22 protein-coding genes are annotated in these 23,706 nt (G+C 72.6%); 9 read left to right on the top strand and 13 right to left on the bottom strand.

Annotation, left to right across the window (positions count from 1 at the left end):
• Window positions 1-407: 407 nt before the first annotated feature.
• Window positions 408-1,586: a tyrosine-type recombinase/integrase gene (locus tag LCD35_RS26545; RefSeq protein ID WP_225045137.1), complete on the top strand. Its 1,179-nt coding sequence runs from the start codon at window positions 408-410 to the stop codon at window positions 1,584-1,586.
• Here the strand turns inward: LCD35_RS26545 and LCD35_RS26550 are convergent, their stop codons facing one another.
• From LCD35_RS26550 to LCD35_RS26560, 3 genes are all read right to left on the bottom strand, one after another.
• Entirely contained in the window at window positions 1,587-2,345 is a 759-nt protein-coding gene (locus LCD35_RS26550; protein WP_224961348.1) for a sulfite exporter TauE/SafE family protein, read from the bottom strand.
• Between the two features lie 312 nt (window positions 2,346-2,657).
• A complete protein-coding gene (locus LCD35_RS26555; RefSeq protein ID WP_224961346.1) occupies window positions 2,658-3,509 on the bottom strand; it encodes a class I SAM-dependent methyltransferase in 852 nt (283 codons plus the stop codon).
• Between the two features lie 54 nt (window positions 3,510-3,563).
• On the bottom strand, window positions 3,564-3,962 hold the full coding sequence (locus tag LCD35_RS26560; protein WP_224961344.1) for a VOC family protein: 399 nt from the start codon (window positions 3,960-3,962) through the stop codon (window positions 3,564-3,566).
• A 90-nt stretch (window positions 3,963-4,052) separates the two neighbouring features.
• On the opposite strand from LCD35_RS26560, the gene LCD35_RS26565 reads away from it, so the two are divergent.
• The gene (locus tag LCD35_RS26565; RefSeq protein WP_224978311.1) at window positions 4,053-5,045 is read left to right on the top strand and encodes a YafY family protein; all 993 of its coding nucleotides are present in this window, start codon (window positions 4,053-4,055) and stop codon (window positions 5,043-5,045) included.
• A 14-nt stretch (window positions 5,046-5,059) separates the two neighbouring features.
• Here the strand turns inward: LCD35_RS26565 and LCD35_RS26570 are convergent, their stop codons facing one another.
• Window positions 5,060-6,226 carry a glycosyltransferase gene (locus LCD35_RS26570; protein WP_224961340.1) on the bottom strand — a complete coding sequence of 389 codons (1,167 nt, stop codon included), beginning with the start codon at window positions 6,224-6,226 and terminating at the stop codon, window positions 5,060-5,062.
• 403 nt (window positions 6,227-6,629) lie between these two features.
• On the opposite strand from LCD35_RS26570, the gene LCD35_RS26575 reads away from it, so the two are divergent.
• Window positions 6,630-6,962 (top strand): hypothetical protein, encoded by a 333-nt coding sequence (locus LCD35_RS26575; protein WP_224961338.1) that lies wholly within the window; start codon window positions 6,630-6,632, stop codon window positions 6,960-6,962.
• A gap of 261 nt (window positions 6,963-7,223) precedes the next feature.
• On the opposite strand, the gene LCD35_RS26580 is transcribed toward LCD35_RS26575, so the two are convergent.
• Window positions 7,224-7,856: an FMN-dependent NADH-azoreductase gene (locus tag LCD35_RS26580; RefSeq protein ID WP_224961336.1), complete on the bottom strand. Its 633-nt coding sequence runs from the start codon at window positions 7,854-7,856 to the stop codon at window positions 7,224-7,226.
• A 100-nt stretch (window positions 7,857-7,956) separates the two neighbouring features.
• On the opposite strand from LCD35_RS26580, the gene LCD35_RS26585 reads away from it, so the two are divergent.
• Complete coding sequence (locus tag LCD35_RS26585) at window positions 7,957-8,565, top strand: TetR/AcrR family transcriptional regulator (protein ID WP_224961334.1); 609 nt, start codon at window positions 7,957-7,959, stop codon at window positions 8,563-8,565.
• A gap of 110 nt (window positions 8,566-8,675) precedes the next feature.
• Here LCD35_RS26585 and LCD35_RS26590 read toward each other — a convergent pair whose 3' ends face one another.
• Window positions 8,676-11,774, bottom strand: coding sequence for a UvrD-helicase domain-containing protein (locus tag LCD35_RS26590; RefSeq protein ID WP_224961332.1), 3,099 nt, complete (start codon window positions 11,772-11,774; stop codon window positions 8,676-8,678).
• Window positions 11,775-11,892: 118 nt separating this feature from the next.
• Between LCD35_RS26590 and LCD35_RS26595 the strand changes: the two genes are divergently transcribed.
• Window positions 11,893-13,152 carry an amidohydrolase family protein gene (locus tag LCD35_RS26595; protein ID WP_224961330.1) on the top strand — a complete coding sequence of 420 codons (1,260 nt, stop codon included), beginning with the start codon at window positions 11,893-11,895 and terminating at the stop codon, window positions 13,150-13,152.
• A gap of 40 nt (window positions 13,153-13,192) precedes the next feature.
• Here the strand turns inward: LCD35_RS26595 and LCD35_RS26600 are convergent, their stop codons facing one another.
• On the bottom strand, window positions 13,193-14,749 hold the full coding sequence (locus tag LCD35_RS26600; protein WP_224961328.1) for a class I adenylate-forming enzyme family protein: 1,557 nt from the start codon (window positions 14,747-14,749) through the stop codon (window positions 13,193-13,195).
• A 422-nt stretch (window positions 14,750-15,171) separates the two neighbouring features.
• Between LCD35_RS26600 and LCD35_RS26605 the strand changes: the two genes are divergently transcribed.
• The 3 genes from LCD35_RS26605 to LCD35_RS26615 all read left to right on the top strand — a co-directional run bounded on the left by LCD35_RS26605 (window position 15,172) and on the right by LCD35_RS26615 (window position 17,998).
• Window positions 15,172-15,357, top strand: a complete 186-nt coding sequence (locus LCD35_RS26605; protein ID WP_225045138.1) for a DUF397 domain-containing protein — start codon at window positions 15,172-15,174, stop codon at window positions 15,355-15,357.
• A 134-nt stretch (window positions 15,358-15,491) separates the two neighbouring features.
• Window positions 15,492-15,701, top strand: coding sequence for a DUF397 domain-containing protein (locus tag LCD35_RS26610; RefSeq protein WP_224961324.1), 210 nt, complete (start codon window positions 15,492-15,494; stop codon window positions 15,699-15,701).
• A 140-nt stretch (window positions 15,702-15,841) separates the two neighbouring features.
• Window positions 15,842-17,998 (top strand): tetratricopeptide repeat protein, encoded by a 2,157-nt coding sequence (locus LCD35_RS26615; protein WP_225045139.1) that lies wholly within the window; start codon window positions 15,842-15,844, stop codon window positions 17,996-17,998.
• A 71-nt stretch (window positions 17,999-18,069) separates the two neighbouring features.
• Here LCD35_RS26615 and LCD35_RS26620 read toward each other — a convergent pair whose 3' ends face one another.
• The 5 genes from LCD35_RS26620 to LCD35_RS26640 form a co-directional block, all read right to left on the bottom strand.
• Entirely contained in the window at window positions 18,070-18,330 is a 261-nt protein-coding gene (locus tag LCD35_RS26620; protein ID WP_224961318.1) for a DUF3817 domain-containing protein, read from the bottom strand.
• Window positions 18,331-18,335: 5 nt separating this feature from the next.
• The gene (locus LCD35_RS26625; RefSeq protein WP_225045140.1) at window positions 18,336-18,794 is read right to left on the bottom strand and encodes a hypothetical protein; all 459 of its coding nucleotides are present in this window, start codon (window positions 18,792-18,794) and stop codon (window positions 18,336-18,338) included.
• A gap of 156 nt (window positions 18,795-18,950) precedes the next feature.
• On the bottom strand, window positions 18,951-19,874 hold the full coding sequence (locus LCD35_RS26630) for a hypothetical protein (protein WP_224968224.1): 924 nt from the start codon (window positions 19,872-19,874) through the stop codon (window positions 18,951-18,953).
• A 134-nt stretch (window positions 19,875-20,008) separates the two neighbouring features.
• A complete protein-coding gene (locus tag LCD35_RS26635; RefSeq protein ID WP_225045141.1) occupies window positions 20,009-20,638 on the bottom strand; it encodes a cyclopropane-fatty-acyl-phospholipid synthase family protein in 630 nt (209 codons plus the stop codon).
• Window positions 20,639-20,666: 28 nt separating this feature from the next.
• Window positions 20,667-21,680 (bottom strand): NAD(P)/FAD-dependent oxidoreductase, encoded by a 1,014-nt coding sequence (locus tag LCD35_RS26640; RefSeq protein ID WP_225045142.1) that lies wholly within the window; start codon window positions 21,678-21,680, stop codon window positions 20,667-20,669.
• Between the two features lie 176 nt (window positions 21,681-21,856).
• Here LCD35_RS26640 and LCD35_RS26645 point away from each other — a divergent pair, with 176 nt between their 5' ends.
• Window positions 21,857-22,294 carry a nitroreductase family deazaflavin-dependent oxidoreductase gene (locus LCD35_RS26645; protein ID WP_225045143.1) on the top strand — a complete coding sequence of 146 codons (438 nt, stop codon included), beginning with the start codon at window positions 21,857-21,859 and terminating at the stop codon, window positions 22,292-22,294.
• Between the two features lie 111 nt (window positions 22,295-22,405).
• On the opposite strand, the gene LCD35_RS26650 is transcribed toward LCD35_RS26645, so the two are convergent.
• On the bottom strand, window positions 22,406-23,392 hold the full coding sequence (locus LCD35_RS26650; RefSeq protein ID WP_224963317.1) for a malate dehydrogenase: 987 nt from the start codon (window positions 23,390-23,392) through the stop codon (window positions 22,406-22,408).
• Window positions 23,393-23,706 lie beyond the last annotated feature (314 nt).

The following is a 23,706-nucleotide window of genomic DNA, read 5'->3' on the forward strand; positions in this document are numbered from 1 at the left end:
GCGGCAGCGGTTCGCCGCAGTAGGCGCAGGCGGCGTCCTGTCCGGCGGCCAGGGCCCGCAGCGTGGTCTCCCGCCGTTCGTCCCGGCTGCCGCGGCGGGCCGGGGGTGTGCGGGTGGCGGCCTGCTCGGGGGCGCCGTGGATCTCCGCCTCTTCGCTCACGTTGACCTGCACTCCTTCCTCCAGCTGGTTTGGGTTCTGAAACCTTATCACTTGGTTCGGATTTCGATACTTCAACTGACCTGCTCACGAAGTCTCGGTGGGTTCATATGGATAACCGGGATTATGGATATACTCTGATCTTGCGGCGCCGCGAAACCGGAACGACCGCGCACTACGGCAAAACGGACACGATCCGCGGTGGAATCGGCTCCCGAAAAATGAGGGGCCCGCGAGGCAGAGGAGACGCATGACCGAGGTCGCCACCCGCCGGGAGCGGACCGGCACGCCGGGCCCGGAGCGGTTCGCGGAGTTCCTGCGCGTCTACGCCTCGTTGAACACCCGCCTCGCCTACGCCACCGATCTCGGCATCCCGCTGGACTGGGTCCCCGGCTACACCGCCCCCAAGCCGGGACGTCGCCGCGGGCGGGCTCGGCGCGGCGAACCGACGGGGCTGGAATGGCTGCACTGGTGCGTGCGCGAGGGCTTCGGCTCGTTCGCGGAGGTGCGGGTGCAGCACGTGGAGCGGTGGCTGGAGGAACTCGCCCGGGCCGGGTACGGGGACGCGACCCGGGCGCGGATGCTCTCGGCGGTCTCGGCGTTCTACCAGAAGTACCTGCTGCGGGAAGGCCTCGCCGAGCACAACCCGGCCGCGCTGGTGGACCGCTCCGCCCAGCACCTCAACCGGTCCGGTTCGAGCCCGTCGCAGACGGCGATGTGGTCGTTCGAGGCGTGCCGCGCGCTGCTGCTGGCCGCGCACCTGCTGGCCGACCGGCACCGCAACGGGCCGCGGGACCGGGCGATGATGGAGGTGCTGATCGGCACCGGGGTGCGCGCGGAGGAGCTGGTCGGGGTGAACCTGGACGACTACCACCGCCCGGCCGCGGGTGGTCCTGCCGCGCTGCGGGTGCACGGCAAGGGCGCGAAGGACCGGCGGGTGGCGTTGGCGGCGCCGGTGGCGGATGCGGTGGCGGACTACCTGCGGGTGCGGGCGGCGCCGCAGGTTCCGGCGTTGCGCGGGCAGCTGGGCTTGCGCGCGCCGGAGCCGATGTTCGTGACCTCGACGGGCCGGCGGGTGCACGTCTCGCACGTGCAGGCGGTGCTGCGGCGGTTGTGCGCGACGTTCGCCCCCGCTCCGGATGCGCCGCCGCCCCGGTCCCGGCGAGTGCGGGAGGTGCTCGACGGTGAGCAGGCTTCGCTGGTCGCGGCCCACCTCGGCCCGTTGCGGGAGACGATTCACCCGCATTCGGCGCGGCACTCCTACGCCACGCACGCCATCACCCGCGGCGCCGAACCTCGCCAGGTGCAGCACGACCTGGGGCATGCGGCGTTGTCGACCACCGAGGGCTACCTGCACGATGCCGAGGACCTGGCCAACTCGGCGGCGCACGAGTTGGCCCCGGCGCTGCACCGGGGCTGGCTGCGGTGATCAGCCGTGCAGCGCGAGGTAGGGCGCGAGCGCGAGCAGGGTCACGATCAGCGCGTACTTGAGGGTGCGGGTGGGCAGCGAGCGGGCGATCTTCCAGCCCAGCAGCACGCCGATCAGTTCCGGCACGCCCACGATCGCGGCCAGCGGCCAGTCGATGGCGCCGTGGGCGAGGTAGCCGATGGTGCCGACGCCGGCGATGACGATCGATTGGGCTTGGGCGGCGGCGAGCGCTTCGAGAACCGGCACGCGCAGCGCGATCAGCAGCGGGACGGTGAGCATCGGCCCGCCGATGCCGACGATGCCCGAGGCGACGGCCACGGCCAGCCCGAGCAGCACCACGCCCACCACCGGCGGGTGCGCCCGGTCCTGGGTGGGCGTGCGCCGTTCGCGGAACCACACCAGCCCGGCCACCGCGGTGACCAGCACGGCGAGCACGATCCCGAAGGTGCGTGGGGACACGAGGGTGTTGAGCTGCACGCCGATCGGGGTGCCGAGCACGGCGGTGCCGGCGAGGATCAGCGCGGTGCGCCGGGTCTCGGGTTCGCGCAGCTGGCCGGAGCGGGTGTAGGCGGCGGTGCCGAGTGCGCCGGTGGCGATGTGGGTGACGATGGCGGTCCCGGCGACCGCGGCCGGGGACAGTCCGGTGAGGGCGAACAGGCCGATGGTGGGCAGCACGCCGCCAGGTCCGAGGGCGGTGATGCCGATACCGCCGACGAGGCCGAACAGCGCCAGGGCGAGGAGGGTGGCGGGGTCCGTCACCGCGCGGCCACCGGTCGATCGTGGTTCAGCGCCACGGCAGCCTCCTCAGCGTCCTGCGGTTCCCGGGCTGTGCGGGTGCTCAAGTTACCGGGCAGGGATCACGTCGAAGTCGCGCCGGGTTCGATCCACGACGATCTTCGCGGATGCCCCGGCATGATCTAGTTGAGTCACGGTGACGAAAACATGGGCTGGTCAGGCGAGCCGGGGGAACAGGCGGACCGCGTTGCCGCCGCTCGATGGCGGCCGGTTCCTCGCCGGGCAAGCCGAACCCGCTGTTGCGGGCGCCGTTGGCTCCGGGCGCGGCGGATCCGCTCAGCGGCGGGCGCGCAGGAGGCGGCTCGCGCGCAGCGCCTCGGGCGGCGCGCCGTCGAATTCCGCCGACCCGTCGAGGTAACCGGCGACGAGTTCGGTGGCGGAGTGGTCCTCGACCTCGGTGAACCCGAGCCCGTGCAGCTGCGCGGCGATGTCCTCCGGGGTGAACAGGCTGTGCCAGGGTTCGCCGAGGGCGGTGACCCGTTCGGCGCGCCGCCGCAGCCGCGCCCGTTCCGCGTCGGTGCCGGCGGGTCGCAGGTAGTCGAAGACGACCTCGACGGGCCGGGCTTGGCCGGCGATGTAGTCGAGGGTGTCGTGCGCGGCTTCCGGGCTCAGGTAGAACACGACGCCGAGCCACACGAACACGGCCGGTTCGGCCCGGTCGAATCCGGCGGCGGCCAGTTCGGTGGCCAGCGCATCGGTTTCGAAGTCGACCGGCACGAAGGCCATCGTCTCGGGCCGCCGGATCCCGGCCGCGGCGAGGCGCTCGCGCTTCCACGCCTGGGTGGACGGGTGGTCGACTTCGAACACGCGCAGCCCGGGGTGCGGGTGGCGGTGGGCGAAGGTGTCCAGGCCCGCGCCGAGGACCACGACCTGCCGCACCCCGGCTGCGGCGGCCGCGGCCACGCGGTCCTCGGCGAAACGGGCCCGGGCGGCGAAGAACAACCGGCGCGCCCGGCTGTCGATGCGATCCTCGGCGGGCTCGCCGGCCGCGGCCAGCTCGTCGTCGGTGACACCGAGCAGGGGCCCGGCGAGCGGGTCGACGAGGATCAGCGGCCGGTCGGCGACCTGGTGGTAGGCGCGGGCGCGGGCGGTCGCGAGCGCGGTCCGGCTGGGTTCCTCGGCGTCCATGCCCCGAACCTACTCAGCGACCAGCGCCCGGCCCGGGTGAATCCGGCCACCTGTTCAGCGGGCGAACTTCGCGATGGCCTCCGGGGTGACGGGGGTGAAGAAGTTGACGAGGTTGCCGTCGGGGTCGCGCAACAGCAGCGCCCGGTTCCCCCAGGGCATCATGGTGGGTTCGGTGACGAACTCGGGCACGACGCCGGTGAGGTTCCGGTGCACCGCGTCCACGTCGGCGACCAGGAATTCGATGATGACGCTGCGGTTCTCGCCAGGCTGCGCCGAGCCGGGAGCGAACAGCGGGACGGTGCGGGTGCCGGCGATCGCGAGGGTCGCCGCGGGGGCGTTGATCTCGGCGAAATCCGCGGTGGCCCAGGTGGCCGCGATGCCGGTGGCGCGCTCGTAGAAGTCGGCGAGGCGGGCGACGTCGGCGGTGATGATGCGGATCGAGGCGAAGTCCACGGGTGCTCCTGTTCGTTCGGTGCTTGTCCGCCGCACGCTACGAGCGATACCGGGCGAAACCCGCCCGGTATCGGAGGGAGAATCTCGGGCGTGCCCCGACCCACCGCTCGCGTGCTGGCCCTGCTGGAACTGCTGCAATCGGGCGGCACCCGCCCCGTCGCCGAGCTCGCTGACCGGCTGGGGGTGGACGAGCGCACGGTGCGCCGCTACGTCGATCACCTGCTGGACCTGGAGGTGCCGGTGGAGTCGGTGCGCGGCCGCTACGGCGGCTACCGGCTCGCCACCGGGCACCGGCTGCCGCCGCTGATGCTCACCGACGAGGAGGCCCTGGCGGTGTTGCTCGGACTGGTCGCCGGGCGCCGGTCCGGGTTGGCCACGGCCACGGGCGCCTCCGGGGAGACGGCGGCGGCGAAGATCCGGCGGGTGCTGCCGCAGCGGCTGCGGGGCAGGCTCGATGCGGTGCTCGGCTCCCTCGCCTTCACCAGCGCGGCCGCGGATCCCCCGGTGCCGGAGGCGGCGGTGCTGTTGGCGATCGCCGATGCGGTGCGCCACCATCGGCCGGTGTCGATCCGCTACACCGCCGCCGACGGCAGGCGCAGCGACCGCACCCTGCACCCGTACGGGCTCGTCGCGCACTCGGGCCGCTGGTACGTGACCGGTGTTGATCCGGGAATCGGTGCGGACCGCAACTTCCGGCTGGACCGCATCTCGGCGGCGACGCCGCTGACCGGCTCGTTCGACCCGCCGGGCGAGGTGGACGCGGCGCAGCGGGTGCTGACCGGGCTGGCCACCGCCCCGCACCGGCACGAGGTGGTGCTGCTGGTGCAGGGCGAGACCGGGCGAGTCCGCGGCGGGCTGCCCGCGGGGCTCGCGGTCGTCTCGGAGGCCGTGGACGAGCCGGGGTGGTGCCGGGTGGAGTTGCGGGCGGAGCGGCTCGACTGGGTGCCGGGCGTGCTCGCCGCCCTGGACCTGCCCTTCGTCATCGAGCGTCCCGCCGAGCTGCGCGAGCACGTCGCGGCGCTCGCCGATCGCCTCGCGCGTTCGGCGCGCAGACGCCCTCCCGGAGCGGGTGGCGATCGGTAGGGGGCGTCGGCCGCTCAGCCCGGCCGGGCGAGGTCTCGGGCTGCGATGCGGGCGCCGTCGGTTGTGATCCGGCTTGCGAGGTGCCGGGCGCGTTCTGCACCGGTGAGCGCGGTGCGCAGCGCGGCGGCGAGTGAGTCCGCGGTGGGCGTGCCGGGGTGTGCGGCGCCGATGCCGAGCTCGGTGACGCGCCGGGCCCAGTAGTGCTGGTCGTAGACCTCCGGCAGCAGGACCTGCGGGATTCCGGCGCGGGCGGCCGCGGTGCTGGTGCCCGCGCCCCCGTGGTGCACGGCGGCGGCGACGTGCGGGAACAGGACCTGGTGGTCGAGATCGTCGACGACCAGGTGGTCCCCGGCCGGCGGGTCGAGCCCGGCCCAGCCGCGGGAGATGATCGCGCGGCGGCCGACTCGCCAGGCCGCCTCGACCGCGGCCTGGGCGAGATCGTCCGCGGCGGCAGGCCTGCTGCCGAGTCCGAAGTGGACCGGGGGATCACCGTTGTCGAGGAAGTCGACGACTTCGGGCGGCAGCGGGCGGTGTTCGGGCAGCAGCCACGCCCCGGTCTGGTGCACCTCGTCACCGGGCCACGGGCCGAGGATCGGGTCGGCGGCCAGCCACGGCCGATCCCCGAACACGTGGGCGCGCACGCCGCCGATCGGTGGGAGTCCGGCGGCGGCGCGGTGGGTGCGCAGCGGTTCGCCCCAGGTGGTGTCCCACCGGCGCTCGTCGGCGGCCCACAGCTGCGCGTTGCCGCCCGCGGGATGCTGCGGCCAGCCCGGCCACGGGGCGGGCGGGTGGTGCGGGGACGGCAGCGTCGCCGGGCAGTAGTGCACGTGGACGTAGCGGGTCCCGGCGAGTTCGGCGGCCGAGCGCACGCCGATCGCCAACGAACCGGTGCCCACCAGCACGTCCGCTCCGGCCGCGGCCGCGGGCAGCACGGTGAACTGGGCGGCGACGGTGTCCTCGGCGGCGCGGCGGCGACCGGCATCGGTGGTCAGGTCCCAGTCGGAGCCGCGCATCGGCGGCCCGAGCGCGAGCGGCGGCACTCCGAGGCGCTCGGCGTGGCCGCGGAAGTCCGGTGGCACGGCGACCTGCGCGCGGTGCCCGTGGTCGAGCAGGGCGTGCGCCAGCGCCGGCAGCGGCTGCACCTCGCCGCGCGTTCCCATGGTGGCCAGCAGTGCCCGCATCCGAACCCCCGGTCGTGTCGTGTGCGCAGGCTAGCTGCGGGGGCAGCGGCAGGGCGGGCCAGTCCGTCGATGCCGGTGCCGTTGTGCTCCTCGGTCGCGCAGTGGGCGGCGCACTCGGCGTCGGTCTTGCGGCCTGGCGGGGCGGTGGCCACGAAGAACACCGGCCGCTCGGCGATGGGGGCCCGCGATCGCTGGTCGAGGCGCGCGTAGCTGGTTCCCGTCCATCGAGTGTCACCGGCGGATCAACCGGCTCCCGGTTCGCGCACCGGAGCAGGTGCTCACCTGCGGGGGCAGCGGAGCAGTTCGCCGGGGTCGTCGGGGAGGCGTCGAGCCGGACGGCCCCGGTGCCGGGTCGGTGGCATCCCCGATGTTCCGGGCTGTCCGATGTCCGAGGGTGGTGGGCATGGGAGAAGCGGGTGTGCACGAGGTGCAGGTCCACGGGTGTGCCTCGACGCGGGAGGCCTTGGCGTGGCAGGAGCCGATCGCGCTGCTGCTGTGCCCGGAACCGGAGCACCGGGGGCCGTGCGAGGTGCCGTGGACGTGCACCGTGCGCGACACCGGCACCGGGGTGTGCCTGGTCGTCGCGATCATCGCCTCGGCCGAGGTCGCCGAGCGGGTCGCCGAGCGGGTCCGGGGGCTGACCGGGCGGGAGGTGGTGCTGCGGCGGGGTGCTGCGGCGGAGCACGAGGTGCTGGTCGAGCAGTACCGCGTCGAACGCGGGGGCCTGCCGGGCTGAGGCGCAGCGCCCGGTTCCCGGCGGTGACGATCCGCTGCGGATTCCGCTGACCGGTTTCCCGCGTTCCGGGAATAGATGTCGATCATGGAAGGTTGCCGAGCTCATGACGACTGACCTCATCGACGGCGCGGCCGTCCCGCTGCTCGATGCCGCTGCTCGGTCTCGACGAGGCGCCGTCCGGCCTGCCCTGAGGCCGCGGCCCGGTCATCGGGGAGTGGGGGGGGCGCGCCCGCTCGACGTCGCGCGCCCCCCGCTGCGGGTTCAGCGGTCGGCGAGGACCTTGCCCGCGCCGCGGGCGGCGGCCTGCGCTTCGGCGTGCTGCTGCTCGGCGAGGTCGCGCAGGGCCTCCATCGCGGGGTTGCTCGCGGCGAGGGTCAGCTCGCGCTTGATGAAGGTGAGCTCGGCCTGCCAGACGTCGCCGAGGATGCGCTGCAGGTAAGGGCTGGAGTGGTCCCAGCCGTCGCGCGGGGTGCCGGGGCCGTAGCCGCCGCCGATGGTGGTGATCAGGACCGCGGGCTTGCCCGCCAGCAGCGGGTCGGTGGGTCCCGCGCCCGCGATGACCAGGTCGGCCCAGGTCTTGAAGTGCTGGGAGACGCCGAAGTTGTACATCGGCACGGCGAAGATGGCCGCGTCGGCGTGGCGGAGTTCGTCGGCCAGCGCTGCCGCCAGGCCGAGGGCTTCCCGCTGCTGCGGGGTGCGGTCGGCTTCGGGGGTGAATCCGGCGGTAGTGGCCGATGTCCACGCGTCGGCGGGCAGCGGCTCGGCGGCGAGGTGGCGCCGGGTGATCGTGGCGCCGGGGTGGGCCGCGGTCCATTCGGCTTCGGCGAGGTCGGCGAGCTCGGCGCTGGTGGAGGTGCCGGGCAGGATGCTGGCGTCCAGGCGGAAGAGGTTCATACGTGCGGCTCCTTGCGGTGGTGCGGTGCGTGACCCGTCGTCACACCCGGAAGATTAAACGGACCGTACCCCGCTTTTGTTCCGGGGTAGGTTCGCCGGTGTGGATGTCGTGCCCTTCGGGAAGCCGCGCGCGGAACGCGCCGACGCGGTGCGCAACCGCGAGCACCTGCTGGCGGTCGTGCGCGAGCTGATCGCGGAGCACGGCGTCGAGAAGGTGACCATGGACGGCCTGGCCGAGCGCGCGGGCCTGGGCAAGGGAACCGTGTTCCGGCGCTTCGGCAGCCGCGCGGGCATCTTCCGCGCCCTGTTGGAGGACGACGAGAGCCGGTTCCAGCAGCGGGTGCTGTCCGGGCCGCCGCCGCTGGGGCCCGGCGCGGGTCCCGCCGAGCGGCTCATCGCCTACGGCCGGGAACGCATCCCGTACCTGCTGCGCCACCACGCGTTCGCGCAGGCGGCCGCGGGTCCCGGACGGCCGGACGTCGGCTCCGGGATCAGCCTGACCCGGCTGCACGTCAGGATGCTGCTCGGCGAGGCGGGCGTGCCGGAGCCGGACGGCCTCGCCCTCCAGCTCTCGGCCGCGCTGGAGGGGCCGGTGCTGTTCTACCTGCGCCCGGACGCGGCCGAGCCCGCACCGGGAGCGGAGCTGAGCCTGGTCGAGAGCTGGCGGACGCTGGTCGAACGCGTCCTCACCGACGACGCGCGGGGCTGAGCGCCGGAGCCCGGTGAGCGCCTGCTCCGTCCGGCCGCGAAGCAGCCGACGTGGCCGCATGCGGCGAGCACGCTCTCCCGCGACGGCTCAGCGCGTGCAGCCCGCGCTCCTCACAGCAGGCTGAGCTGGGTCGCGCGGGCCTTGCGCGGGGCGGGTGCCTCGGCTCGGGTGACGGCGTCGCCGAGGCCGGTGAGGAACGGCGACGGGGTGCGGTCGCGGACTTGGCCGTGGCGGGTGCGCCGCGCGGCGCCGGTGAGCCACAGGTGGTCCTGGGCCCTGGTGACGCCGACGAAGAACAGGCGGCGTTCTTCGGCGATCTCCTCGGCGGTGGGTGCGGTGCCGGGCCAGCTCAGCGGCAGCAGCCCGTCCTCGCAGCCGACGAGGAACACCACCGGGAATTCGAGGCCTTTCGAGGCGTGCAGGGTCAGCAGGGAGATCGCTTCGGCGCGCGGGTCGAGGGCGTCGACCTCGGCGCCGAGCAGCACTTCGCGGCGGAACCGGGCGAGGTCGTCGCCGCAGCGGGCAGCGAGCGGGGTCAGCAGTTCGACCGCGCCGTGCACGTCGGCCTGGGTTTCGTCGGGGACGCTGAACACGACGGTGGTCGCGGCGGCGCGCAGCTTGTCCAGGGCGCTGCCGTCGCGGTCGGCGACGTGGGCGAGTTCGGCCAGCAGCAGGTCGACGCCGGCGCGGGCGGACAGCGGATCGTGGGAGCGCTTCTGCACGGGCAGCCCGGCGCGGGCGAACTCGTCGAGCAGCACGCGGGATTGGGCGTCGGTGCGGTAGAGCACGGCGATGTCGTCGAACCCGATGCCGCCGGGCCCGTCGCCGGTGACGCGGCCGCTGTCGAGGGAGAGGAACGAGGAGCCGCCGAGCAGGCCGTCGATGGCGCGGGCGACGAACGCTGCTTCGGCGCGTTCGTCGGCGGCGTCGTGGCGCACCACGCGGTGCGCCTCGCGAGGGGAGGCGGCGTGCAGGGTTCGGCCGGGCACGAGGGTGCCGGGGGCGATGGCGCGCACGGCGGTGTCGGTGATGTGGCGGCCGCTGCGGTAGTTGCGGGTCAGCGCGTGCACGGGCGCGGTGGGGTAGTCCTGTTCGAAGCGCAGGAAGAACCCGACGTCGGCGCCGCGGAACGAGTAGATGGCCTGGTCGGGGTCGCCGATGGCGGTCAGGTTCGCCTCCGGCGGTGCCAGGGCGCGCAGCAGCCGGTATTGGGTGTCGTCGACGTCCTGGTACTCGTCGACGGTGATCCACCGGTACCGGTCGCGGTAGGCCGCGGTCAGCTGCGGGTCTGCTTCGAGCAGCCGCACGGGTTCGGTGACGAGGTCGTCGAAGTCGACGAGGTCGAGTTCCCGCAGCCGCGCCCGGTAGCGGGCGACGGCCTCGGCGTGCGCTGGGTCGGCCGGTTCGGGGTCGGTGAGGCCGCGGGCGAGTGCGCGGGCCGCGGTCTCGTCGCCGGTGATCTCGGTGAGCACCTCGTGCTTGCGGGCGGTGTCGGCGACGCCGAAGGCGGCGGTGAGCCCGAGGCGGTCGTGGTGCTCGCGCAGGAAACCGAGCCCGAAGGAGTGGAAGGTGCCGACGCTGATGCCGTCGGCGTCCGGGCCGATCAGCGCGTGCAGCCGTTCGGTGAGTTCGTCGGCGGCGCGGCGGGTGAAGGTGATCGCGAGGCAGTCGCGGGCGGGCACGTCGCGTTCGAGGACGAGGTGCGCGAGGCGGTGGGTGACGGTGCGGGTCTTGCCGGTGCCGGGCCCGGCGACGATGAGCAGCGGCCCGGCGGGGACTCCGGCGGCGGCGCGCTGGTCGGGGTCGAGTCCGGCGAGGATGCCGTGCGCGGGCGCTTCCGGTGCGGTGGCGGGAGCCTCGGCCGGTTCCGGCCGGGGTCCGGGTTCGGCGGCGACGGGCTGCCGGGGCGCTTCGGGGGCGAACAGGTCGTCGTCGAACAGGCTGTAGGAGTCGCCGTTGCGCAGGCGGGCGAGTTCGGCGGGCTGGAACACGCGGATGGTGCCGTACTCCCCGTCGAACCCGGCGTCGCGCACGACTTCCCCGGCGCGCAGCCGTCCGATGGCTTCGGCGACGCGCGGGTCGCTGCGGTGCAGTTCGTCGAGCGGCACGTCGTCGAGGATGCCGAGTTCGGGCCCGTGGGCGGCGACGAGGTCGGACACGGCGCCGAAGACCTTCTTGCTCTTGGGCCCGACGCCGTGGATCTCGCCGACGATCTCCGGCAGCGGGATGAGGTTGCGGAACCCGGCGGCCCCGGCCGGGCGGACGCCGGCGGCGCGGTCGGCGAGGTCGTCGACGCGGTGCTGCACGCCGACGGTGAGCGGTTTTCCGCATTCCGGGCAGCGTCCGGCGCGGGCTTTGGTGTCGGCGGGTTCGAGCCGCACCCCGCACTTGCGGTGCCCGTCGAGGTGGTACTTGCCCTCCTCGGGGAAGAACTCGACGGTGCCTGCGAACCCGTCGCGGGTTTCCAGCGCGCGTTTGATGGCGTGGTAGTCGAGGTCGGTGTCGAACACGGTGGCCTCGCGTCCCAGCATCGGCGGGGAGTGCGCGTCGGAGTGGCTGACCAGGGTGTAGCGGTCGAGCCCGGATACGCGCCAGTTCATCTCCGGGTCGCTGGACAGGCCGGTTTCGAGGGCGAAGACGTGCCCGGCGAGGTCCCGGTAGGCCTCGTCGACGGAGTCGAACCCGGCCTTGGAGCCCAGCACCGCGAACCACGGCGTCCAGATGTGGGCCGGCACCAGGTAACCGCCGGCTTCGAGGGTGATCTCCAGCAGGTCGCGGGAGTCGAGCCCGAGGATGGGCCGCCCGTCGGAGGCGAGGTTGCCGATCCGCCCGAGGCGGCGGGAGAACTCCTCCGCGGCGGCGAAGTCCGGCAGGTAGCACAGATGGTGGATCTTGCGGGTGTGCTCGCCGTACTTGTAGATGGTGGAGATCTCGCAGGAGAGCATGAACCGCACGTCGCCGCCGCAGTTCGCGGGCATCGCCGCGGTGATCTCCCGGTCCAGCTCGGGACGCAGCCGCAGCAACCCTGGTTCGGCGGGTTCGAGGACTTCGCGCAGGTGCGCGAACCAGGCGGGGTGGGTGAGGTCGCCGGTCCCGACCACGGCGATGCCCTTGCGCCGCGCCCACCACGTCAGGTGCTCGATGTCGCAGTCCTTGCTGCACGCGCGGGAGTACTTCGAGTGGATGTGCAGATCGGCGTGAAAGCGCACCCGGTGATCTTGCCAGTCCGCTCGCCGGTGTCCGGCCGGTGGGTTTCGCGAATGCCGCTCGCCGGGGTGGTGGGTCTCGGTAGGGTCGGCGGCGCTCGCCGGATCACTGGGGTGGCGGGTGCTCGTCCGCGTTCCCGGCCGGACCAGGCCGTGGCTGCGCGCCGTGCTCGTCGGAGGTCTCCTCGTGCTGCTGCTGACCGCTGATCTGGTCCTGACCGGCCCGGACGGGGACCGGATCCCCGACGGTGCGGTGCTGGTGGACGGGTCCACGATCGTCGCCGCCGGGCCGCGCGCCGAACTCGACCGGCACCCGGGCGCCGCAGGCGCGCAGCGCCGCGACTTCCCGGGCGCGACGATCCTGCCCGGCCTGATCAACGGGCATGCGCACCTGGTGTGGGACGCGAGCATGGCGATGCTGGCGCACTACTTCGACGCCGACGACGCGGAACTGCTGCTCGGGGTCGTGGGGCGGGCGCAGCGGGCGTTGCGGGCCGGGGTGACGACGTTGCGCGACCTGGGGGATCGCCGCGGGCTGGTGCTGCGGGTGCGGGACGCGATCGACCGGGGCGAGCTCACCGGCCCGCGCCTGCTGGGGTCCGCCGCGCCGTTGACGCCGCCGAAGGGGCATTGCTGGTTCTTCGGCGGCGAGGTCGACGGGATCGAGGCGATCCGCGCGCAGGTGCGGCACAACGCCGCCCTGGGTGCCGACGTCATCAAGGTGATGGCCTCCGGTGGCCAGCTGACTCCGGATTCGCCGCCGACCTGGGCGGCCCAGTTCAGCCAGCAGGAGCTGCGGGTGGTGGTCGAGGAGGCCACGGCCGCGGGCCTGCCGGTGGCCGCGCACGCGCACGGCACCGGGTCGATCGCGGCCGCCGTCGCCGCCGGGGTGTCCACCATCGAGCACTGCTCGTGGCAGGGCGAGCAGAACTCGGGCCCGGACCTGCGCGACGAGGTGGCCCGGGAGATCAGCGCCCGCGGCATCGCGGTCTGCCACGCGTATCCGCCGGACTGGCGCGGGTTCGCCGAGTTCGTCGGCGAGCAGCGGTTCGCCGAGGCGGTGCAGCGGGTGCGCTGGATGGACGAGCGCGGGGTGGCGTTCCTGCCCGGCACGGATTCGGGCGTGCCGACCTCGGTGTTCGACGACTACGCCGGGGCGCTGTCGTACTACGTGGAGGCCGTGGGCTGGACGCCGGGCCGGGTGGTGGAGCTGGCCACCGCCGGTGCGGCCGCGGCCCTGGGCCTGGACCGCGTGGGCCGGGTCGCCGCCGGTTTCGACGCCGACCTGCTCGTCGTCGACGGCGACCCGAGCGCCGACGTGCACGCCCTGCGCCGCCAGCGCCTCGTCCTCACCCGAGGCGAACCGGTCACCCCGGCCTGACCGGCGCCCCACCGGCTCGCGGCGGGGCGCCGGGACGGGCTCAGCGGGCGAGCGCGGGTTCCGGGAGGGCGCGCAGGGCCTTCTTGTCGACCTTGCCGATCGGGGTGGTCGGCAGTTCGGGCATCAGCACCACGTCGTGCGGGGTGTAGGTCGTGCCGAGTTCGGCGGTGACCGCGGCGGGCACGGCGTCGAGGTCGATGTCCTCGCCGACGAGGAACAGCCGCACCCGTTCGCCCACGGCTTCGTCGGGGATGCCGACGGCCGCGGCGTGGCGCACGCCGGGCAGGCTGTGCAGGAAGTCCTCCAGCAGGCGGCTGTAGACGTTCCCGCCGGCCTCACCGGTGACGATGATGTCCTTGGCGCGGTCCACCAGGTACAGGTAGCCGTCGGCGTCGAGGTAGCCGATGTCGCCGGTGCGCAGCCACCCGTCGGCGTCGACGGCGACCGCGGTGCGCTCGGGGTCGTTCCAGTAGCCGAGCATCCGCATCGGGTTGAGCGAGCAGACCTCACCCGCTTCGCCCTGCGGCAGCACCTCGCCGTCCTCGCCGCGGATCTGCACCTGGGTGCCGGGGAAGGGGCGTCCGCAGCTGCGCCACAGCGGGGAGTCGTGGTCGGCGGGGTCGGGCAGCTCCTGCGGGGGCATGGTGACGATGCCCGCGCACTCGGTCTGCCCGTAGCCCTGGGCGATGATCGGCCCGAACATCTCCACGGCCTGCCGGAGCCGTTCGGGGGCGACCGGTGCCGCGCCGAGGGTGATCTGCCGCAGCGAGGGCAGCGCGCCCGGAGTGCAGTCCGGGTGGTCCAGCAGCTGGTACAGCATCGGCGGGACCAGCATCGTGGCGGTGATCTTCTCGTCGCGCAGGGTGGTGAAGGCGGCGTCGGCGTCCCATTCGGGCAGCACCAGCAGCGGTGAGCCGGTCATGAACGCATGCAGCATGGTCAGGTGCCCGCTGGTGTGGGTGAGCAGGGTGATGGCGAGGACGCGGTCGGCACCGGTCGAGCGCTCGGCGCGCATCATCTCGGCGATGGCCGCGATCGCGTCGTAGGGGTTCCTGCTGTGGGCGGCGAGCTTCGGCTTGCCGAGGGTGCCGCCGGTGTAGAAGACGGTGACCGCGTCGTCCGGGCCGGGTTCCGGTGCGGGTTCGGGGCGGTGCTCGGGCTGGTGCGCGGCGAGCGCCAGCAGGTCGGCGTCGGTGAAGGAGTCGGTGGCGGCGCCCAGGCTCAGCAGCGCGGGGCTGCTGGTGCAGCGTTCGGCGGCGCGCAGGGCCTGCTGCCCGTGCGCGGGGTCGACGACGACGATCCGCGCCCCGGACTGGTCGATGAGCCCGGCGAGCTCACCGGGGCCGGGTTCCGGTGGCAGCATCACCGCGCGGCAGCCGATCAGGTGCACCGCGAGCACCACCAGCGCCGATTCCGCGCGGTTGGTGAGGAACAGCCCGACGCCGTCGCCCGGGCCGAGCCCCTGCTCGCGCAGCGCGTGTCCGATCTGGAAGAGCAGTCGGCGGGACTGTCCGCGGGTGAACCGCACCGCGCCGTCGATGATCGCGTCGCGTTCCTCGTCCTGCTCCCACTGGGAGAGAATTCGCTCTAAGTACATACCTGGTGGGAACGTGGCATTGGAAATCACCGGGGTATGCAATCACGCGGTAACACGCCGTCCGCCGGAACCCTGCGCCATGCCCAGAAACAAACCATTCGTCCTATTCGGCCGGTCCACCGATCCGCGAAGGACGGCAGCGGACCGAGGCGAACCCACCGAACCCCGCGAGCAGCCCGGGCGAGCCGGTCCTGAGCTTCGAACCACCGGCACGTTGCACACCCCGCACGACGATCGAGCTTTGGTGTGGTCCTCCGAAAACGCCGATGCCGAAAACGCCGATGCCGGTGCTGGCGCGGGCTGAGCCACCCGCCGCGTCGGCCCCGCCAAGCACCACGTGCGATGACGGGATGTCCGGTCGCGCGCCGGGCGAGGAGGATACGACTTGGACCTGGCCCGGAACATCCACGTGGAGGCGGGGCATGAGTACATCCTGTGAGCCGGGGGACCTCACCTGGCGCAAGAGCAGCCGCAGCGTCACCGAGGAGTGCGTGGAGATCGCGGCAGTGGCCGACGACGTCGCCGTGCGGGATTCGAAAGATCCGTCCGGTCCGGTGCTGCTCGTGTCCCGTGCGGCGTTCCGCCGGTTCACCGCGACAATCCGCTGACCAGGCCGAGCACAGTCCCCCGAGCCGATCACGCCGCGTGCGAGACCATCCACCCGGCTGGAGCTAGCGGCGCTCGGCCCCGCCCGGTTTCACTGGTGGGCGAGTCACCCGGACCGATCCAGGCGGAGGCGGACATGACCACCAGTGCTGATCTCGGAACCGTCACCTGGCGCAAGAGCAGCCGCAGCACGGTGCAGGAGTGCGTCGAGATCGCGGCGCTGCCCGCGCGGGTCGCGGTCCGCGACTCGAAGAGCCCCGACGGCGCGGTCCTGCTGTTCAGCCGCCGCGCCTTCCGCCAGTTCCTCCAAGACCTCCGCGTCCGCGACGAGGACACCCTCGCCTGAGCGGGCACTACTGCCGCTCCACGCCGTTCGCGGCCCCAGCTCGCCCGCCCACTCGGTTCCATTGCTCCGTTCAGGCGTTTCGGCAGCATCGGTCGCAATGGGTGTCCACCCGATTCCACTCTGTGGCAATCTGGCCTTCGTTGATCAACAACGTCTGGTTGGGGCGGATGAGCGGAGCAGGTGCCGGCGAGGACGCGGCCGTGTCCAACGACGTCTCGGGTTCGGTGTCGGGGCACGTCGTGCAAGCAGGGCAGATCCACGGCGACGTGCACTTCCACCAACCTCATGCCCCGGCGCGCAGCATTCCCCGTCAACTTCCGCCTCGGTTGCGGCATTTCGTGGACCGGGGCGTCGAACAAGACGCTCTGACCACGTTGCTCAACGGTGGTTCGGCTGCTGGGCTGGTGCTGCTGTCGATGATCGACGGTGTTGCGGGGGTCGGGAAGTCGAGCCTGGTGGTGCACTGGGCGCATCACGTCCGCAACCGATTTCCCGATGGGGAGTTGTACGTGAACCTCCGCGGGTTCGATCCTGCGGCGGAACCGATGCCCACTGCCGACGCCCTGCGCGATTTCCTGCTGGCGTTGGACGTTGCGCACGACATGATCCCGGTGGATCCCGGGAATCGGGCTTCCATGTTGCGCAGCTTGCTGCACGGGCGCCGGATGCTGCTCGTGCTGGACAACGCGCGTTCGACCGCACAGGTGCGTCCGCTGCTTCCGGGCTGCGACGGATGCCTGGTATTGGTGACAAGCCGCAATCGGCTGGACGATCTCGTCATGAGCGAAGGAGCCTCCCGCATCAGCTTGGAAGTCCTACCCCACGACCAAGCGAGGGATCTGCTGGCCGGTCACCTCGGTGCGGATCGCGTGTCGTCGGAGTCAGCCGCGGTCGACGCGCTGATCACGTGCTGCGCCGGGTTACCGCTCGCGCTGAGCATGGTCGCTTTCAGAGCGGTGCAGATGCCGGGCGTGCCGTTGGCCGAGCTGGTCGAAGAAGTCGGTGACGAGCAAGAACGCCTCAACGCCCTGGACATCGGCGGGGAGACCGGTGTGCGAGCAGTGTTCTCGTGGTCCTACCGGTCGCTGCCGCAGGAAGCGGCACGGCTGTTCAGGCTGTTCGGGCTGCTGCGCGGGCCGCACGTGGAGCTGGACGCGGTTGCGGCCCTCGCCGGGTTGCAGCGGACCGCGGCACGCCGGGTGCTGCGCGACCTGGTGCAGGCCCACCTCGTCGAGCAGCGCGGCTCCGACCGTTACGAGATGCACGATCTGCTGCGGTCCTACGCCGCCGAGTGCGCGGCCCGTGACGAGGACGCGGCCGAGCGGATCACGGCGCTGCGCCGGCTCGTGGACCACTACCTGCGAACGAGCCGCGGTGTCGAGCGCAGCCTGACCAGCCACTCGCGGTTGTTCGTGCCGGAACCACCGGATTCCGAGATCCGTGCCAAGGAATTCGACACCAGCGACGCGGGCATCGAATGGTGGGACGCGGAACGCGCGAACCTGGTGGCGGTCGTCGAACAGGCCGCCGCTGAAGGGCTGCACGAACACGCGTGGCAGTTGCCCTACTCGTTGATGTACTACTTCAACCTCCGCCGCCACACCGATGATTGGTCGCGCAGCTTCAACATCGCGGTGCGATCAGCTCGCGAGCTGGGGGACCGGCGGGCCGAGGGGCATCTGTTGGAGGACTTGGCCGGGCTGCACTACTCGTTGCAGCAGTACGAAGAGGCGATCGAGAAGCGAGCGGCGGCACTGTCGTTGCTGGACGACACCGAGCCCTTCTACGGGATGATGCTGATAAGCCATGCGTACGCGCACCTGCGCCTCGGTGACTTCGATTCGGCGGAGGAACCGCTTCACCAGGGGTTCCGCCTCCGGGTGGCCGCTGGTGACGCGAACGGCATGGGCTATGCCCGAGCGGGTTTCGGTCTCCTGCACAGCGGGCGCGGCGACATCGACGAGGCCCTCACCGCGTTCGACGAAGCGGTGGCGCTGTACCGGCGGGTCGGCGAGCAATGGGGTGAGGGATTCGTGCTGAACAACCGGGGCGATGCCTGCCTGGCTGCAGGTCGGTTCGCGGAGGCCGCCGCCACCTTCCGGAGAGCAGCTGAGCACCGCCGTGCCATCGGACACCGGTACGGGGCGGCGACGAGCTTGCGCGGACTCGGCACCGCGCTCTCCGCGGCCGGTGATGTCGACGGCGCTCGGAACGCGTGGCAGGAAGCCTTGCAGGAGTTCGAAGGATGCGGAGCCGCAGAGGCCGAAGCGGTGCGCGCAGATCTCGAGCAGCTCTGACCGCAAGACGCTGATCGCCCGGCGGTGACCGCCCCGTTCGTCCGAGCGACCCGGACGAAGGGGCCGGTCGCTCAGGTCGTCGGGGTGCGGCGGGTTTCGCGGAGGGCGAGGAGGCCGCCGACGGCGGGGATCAGGGCCAGGAGCCTGGCCCGGGTCGGTGCCGGGCCGGCCCAGGTGGCGGCGATGGTCAGCAGGTAGGCGCAGCCGTGGATCGGGCCGGTGGCCGAGGCGACCGGCCCCCAGTGCACGGTGGCGAGGTTGACCAGCAGCACCAGCAGCGAGGCCGCTTCGACGATCGCGGCCGCGCGCAGCAGGCGGAGTTCTCCGCGCATCCCGCTCACGCCCCCGTCGTCGAACCAGGCCGGATGATCATGAGCACGACCACGACGGCCCACAGCAGGTTGAACACCCCGGTGCTCATGCCCAGCCGCGCCGGCAGCCGCGCGGCGTCCACGGCTTCGGCATCACCCGCCAGCTCCAGGGCACGGCGCTGCGCGGGCAGGATCGCCGCGGCCAGCAGTGCGGCGGCCCCGGCGGTCAGCACGATCGAGGTGATCAGCCACGCGTCACCGAGCACCCCCAGCTGCGACGCCGTCGCCAACCCGAACACCGGCACCACGATGCCCAGCAGCGCGTACACCCGGCACAGCCGGTGCAGGGCGCGCAGCACCGCGGGCGCGTTCGGATCGGTGGCGGCGGCGCGCAGGTAGCGGGGGAACGCGCTGCCCGCGACGGCGACCGGGCCGATGGCCAGGACCGCCGCGAGCACGTGCACGCTGAGCAGGAACTTCGTCACTGGGGGCTCTTCCTCTCCGAGGGGTCGGAGGGAAAGCTAGTCGGCCCCCGGCACGCCCGGCAGTGGCGTGATCGACAACAACCACCGGGTTCTCGCCAGCCCGGGCGAGCGCGCGTGCTCAACCACGACGAGCCCCGCAGGGCCACCGCGGTCGAGTCAGCCCCGGGTGATCCGCAGCAGGCGGTAATCCCCCCGATGCCCCGCTTCCATCTCGACCCCGTCGGAGTCCGCGCCGAACCCGATCCGCTGCTCCACCGCCCCGGAAGCGGCGATGGCCTCGACCGCGACCGCCAGCGGCCGGTAGGCCGGATCCTGCTGCCCAGCGGCGTTGATCTGACCGATCCGCTCCTGCAAGTGGGCTGCGTAAGTGCTCTCGGGCTCGTTGTCGGTGAGCACGAACGCGCGGCTGCCCGCGCCGAGCACGTGGTCCAAGGCCGCGGCGAGATCCGAACCCGCCGCTGCCATCGTCCACGGCCCGGGATGCGGGACGAACACGTCCGTCCTGGGCACGTGGTCACCGAACGAGGTGATCGAGTCCGCGTGCAGCATCACGGCGCCCTCGGGAACCAGCTGATCGTTCAGCACGCGCCGGATCGCGCTCTGGTTCATCTCCGGGTCGTAGGCGAACACGTTGCTCCGCTTGCTCGCCAATTCGGCCAGGAAACGCCCCTCGCGAGGATGCGGTCCGCTGACCGCGCCCGTCACGGTGCTGCGCAACAGGTCCTGCAGCACGAAGTAGTCGTCCGAGGCGACCTTCGCCGCGAGACCCTCCCGCTGGGCGGAGGTCAGGTCATGGAACTCCGGACGGGCCGTGATCTGCTCCAACGTCACATCCACGGGCTCCTCGGTGTCCGCGTAATCGATGACGGCACGCTGCACCGCCCTCCCACCACGGCCGGACGGGCGGTCGCCGAGCAGCCGGGCGACCGCGGCGTTGCCCACCACCCGCTGCAACGCCGCGACACCGTGCGGCACCCGCCCACCCGAGGCGCAGACCGCATCGTTCTCGACCTCCCGGCCGAGCCCGTGCCCCAGCCGAGCCCGTGCCGCGGCCGACGGCTGATCGCGCGTACGACGCATCGAGTCCTCCCTGGACGGACGTGATCGGGATGCACCCCACCGTCGCCGCCCCCGGTGGCGCCGGGAAAGGGACGAACGGGCACCACCAGGGGCAGTTCCCCGGTGCACGACCGGACCGGGCACCGGGGAACCGCTCAGCGCAACCGGCGGACCTTGACGGTGGAATCGATGCGGGTGATCTCGGTGCCGTCCGGTGCGGCCTGGACGCGTTCGTGCTCGGCGCAGACCTGCACCTCCCACCGCCCGTCGGCGAGCCGCAAGGAATCCACGACCTCCTGCGGGGTGGGGAAGTGCACCTCCGGATGCGGATTCCCCTCCCACTCCGGCCACCCGCAGTGCCCTTCGACGAGCAAGGTCCCACCGGGGGCGACGGCCTCGGCCGCGCGGCGCAGCACCCGCTCCCGGGGCAGCTCACCCCACGAGTGCAGGAACTGCGCCGAGACCAGGTCGAACTCGCCCGCCGGGAAGTCCACGGCCAAGTCCACCTCCCGCCAGTCGATGCGCCCGCCCAGACCCGCTTCGGCGGAACGGGCGCGGGCACGCCCGAGGACGACGGGGGACAGGTCCACCGCAGTGACCTGCCAACCCCGGCCGGCGAACCACAGCGCGTCCCCGCCCTCCCCGCAGCCCAGGTCGAGCACCCGGCCCGGCGGCAGGTCCGCGACCTGCTCGACCAAGGCGGTATTGGCCTCGCCGCTCCAGTAGTGCTCGGCCCCGCTGTACATCTCGTCCCACAGCCGCACTTCCGCGGTGCGATCGCTCATCAGGTGCTCCTCACGTGGTCGTCGTCGTTCACAGCCCGTGGCGCCGCTCGCCCGCGACGAGATCGGCGACCTCGCGCTCCCGCACGACGAACGGATCGTCGCGGGCCCGGCGGATGTCGGCTTCGACGAGATCCGAGTTGACCTGGGCGGCGACGTTCGCGCCCGCGGCGGCGGCGCCGATGACGTTGCCGGTCAAGTCCGTGACGTTGCCCGCCGCCCACACCCCCGGCACCGCGGTCGCACCGGTGGCGTCCACGGGCAGGCGAGTACCGACCAGCACGTCGCCGCGGCGCACCGGTTCGGTGCGCAACCCCAGATCGGCCAGGGCGCCGAGACGAGCGGTGAACAGCGGCGCCACCACCAACGCATCGCAGGCCAGCAGCCGCCCGCCGACCTCGACACCGGTGAACCGGTCCTCCTCCACCCGCACGCCCTCCACCGGGCCGGGCACGACGGTGATACCGCGGGCGTCGAGGTTCGCGCGGTCCTCGGCGCCGAGCTCACCGAGGGCGTGGCGCAACAACGTGACCCGCGGGCTCCACTGCCGCCACAGCAGCGCCTGGTGCAGCGCCATCGGGCCGGTCCCGAGCACGGCGATGTGCCGGTCGCGGACCTCCCAGCCGTGGCAGTAGGGGCAGTGCAGCACCTCCCGGCCCCACCGCTGCGCCAGCCCCGGCACCGGCGGCAGCTCGTCGACCAAGCCGGTGGCGACCACCAACCGCGCCGCGACGACCGCGGCACCACCGGCGAGGGTGAGCCGGAACCCACCGCCCGGTGCCCGCTCGGCGGCGACGACCTCACCGGTGCTGAACTCGGCGCCGTAGCGCTCCGCTTCGGCACGCCCGGCCGCCACCAGCTCACCCGGCGGGGTGCCCTCGCGGCCCAAGTAGTTGTGCACGCCCTCGGCAGGGGCGTTGCGCGGCTCGCCGGCATCGACGACCAGCACGCTGCGCCGGGCCCGCGCGCAGCTCAACGCCGCACTCGTGCCCGCCGCACCGCCACCGACCACGACGATCTCGTAAGAGCGATCCTGCAGATCCATGGGAAATCCCTCCTCTGCAGCCGATGCTCCACACCCCACGCCGATCCCGCGAAGAAAATTGCCACACCGGCAAAGAACGACGCGCACCCGCTACGACCGCACCACCCACCACCCGCACCCGCGCACCCCGCGACGCCGCGTTGCCGGAGCCCACACCCTCGGAAACACTCACCCCCATGCCCCTGACCGGTGACTACCTACCCAGCCCCACCCGGTGGGTCCGCGACCAGGTCGCCGTCGTCGAATCCTCCGGCGGCACCGAAGGCACCGTCCTGCACGGCGCACCGATCATCATCATCACCAACCGCGGCCGCACGACCGGAGCGCTGCGCAAAATACCGGTCATGCGCGTCGAACACGACGGCCGCTACCTCGCCGTCGCCTCCTACGGCGGCTCCACCCGCCACCCCCGCTGGTACCACAACCTCCGCCACCACCCCCACGTAGAAGTCCAGGACGGCACCCGCAAGCAGGACATGCGCGCCCGCGAACTCACCGGCGCCGAGAAGACCACGTGGTGGCACCGCGCCGTCGACGTCTTCCCCCAATACGCCGACTACCAGGCCAAGACCGACCGCGACATCCCCGTCTTCCTCCTCGAACCCCTCACCTGACGGCCCGACCCGAACACCGGCGCCGAGCACCTGCACGCGCCGCCACAGGGACCCCGAACACGACGGAGGGGCCCCCGGCAACCCGGCGAGGCCCCTCCGTCAACGCACCGCTCAGATCAAACCGAGCCCGCGCACCGCATCGCGCTCCTCGACCAGCTCGTTCACCGAAGCATCGATGCGCTCCCGCGAGAACTCGTCGACGTCCAAGCCCTGCACGATCTCGAACCGGCCGTCCTTCGCCGTGACCGGGAACGACGAGATGATGCCCTCCGGCACCCCGTACGAACCGTCCGACACCACACCCGCCGAAGTCCAGTCACCCTCCGGAGTCCCGTTGACCCAGGTGTGCACGTGGTCGATCGCCGCGTTCGCCGCCGACGCCGCCGACGACGCACCACGCGCCTCGATGATCGCAGCACCGCGCTTGGCCACCGTCGGGATGAACTCGTCCGCCAGCCACGACCGCTCCACCTGCTCGGCCGCGATCTTCCCGCCGACCTCCGCGTGGAACAGGTCCGGGTACTGCGTCGCCGAGTGGTTGCCCCAGATCGTGAGCTTCTTGATGTCGGTGACCGTCGTACCCAGCTTCTGCGCCAGCTGCGTCAACGCACGGTTGTGGTCCAGCCGCGTCATCGCCGTGAACCGCTCCGCAGGCACGTCCGGAGCGTGCGACTGCGCGATCAGCGCATTGGTGTTCGCCGGGTTCCCGACCACCAGCACCTTCACGTCCTCCGCGGCACCCGCGTTGATCGCCTCGCCCTGCGGCTTGAAGATGCCGCCGTTGGCCTCCAGCAGATCACCGCGCTCCATCCCCTTGGTGCGCGGCCGCGCACCCACGAGCAGGGCCACGTTCGTGCCCTGGAACGCCGCGGTCGCATCGTCGAACACGTCCACGCTGCTCAACAACGGGAACGCGCAGTCGTCGAGCTCCATCGCGGTGCCCTCGGCCGCCTTCACGGCCTGCGGGATCTCCAGCAAGCGAAGCTTGATCGGAGTGTCGGCCCCGATGAGCTGCCCGGAAGCGATCCGGAACAGCAGCGCGTAGCCGATCTGGCCAGCGGCACCGGTGACGGTGACGGTGACGGGCGCTTTGGTCATAGGAGGAATCTTTCCTGCTCGCCGGACGGTTACCGACCGCGATGCTATCCCGCACCCGCCACCCCGCACGCGCCGCCGCAACGGATCACAACCCGCACCCGCCCGGACCGATTCAGCGCCCACCCGAGCAGGCCGGACCGACCCGGCCCGAACCGCACACCCACACGCATCCCCCAGACCCCAGGCCAGGGGAGCGGACCCCGGCGGAAGGGAAACCTCGCTGCCCGCGTTCGAACTCGCCCGGCGAGTTCTCCGCCGGTTCCCCGTCAGCGGCGAAGCCGTCGACGCACCCACCCGCCACCACTCATTTACCC

Origin of the sequence: Saccharopolyspora sp. 6V (assembly GCF_020176785.1) — a bacterium.
In the GTDB taxonomy this organism is placed as follows: domain Bacteria; phylum Actinomycetota; class Actinomycetes; order Mycobacteriales; family Pseudonocardiaceae; genus Saccharopolyspora_C; species Saccharopolyspora_C gregorii.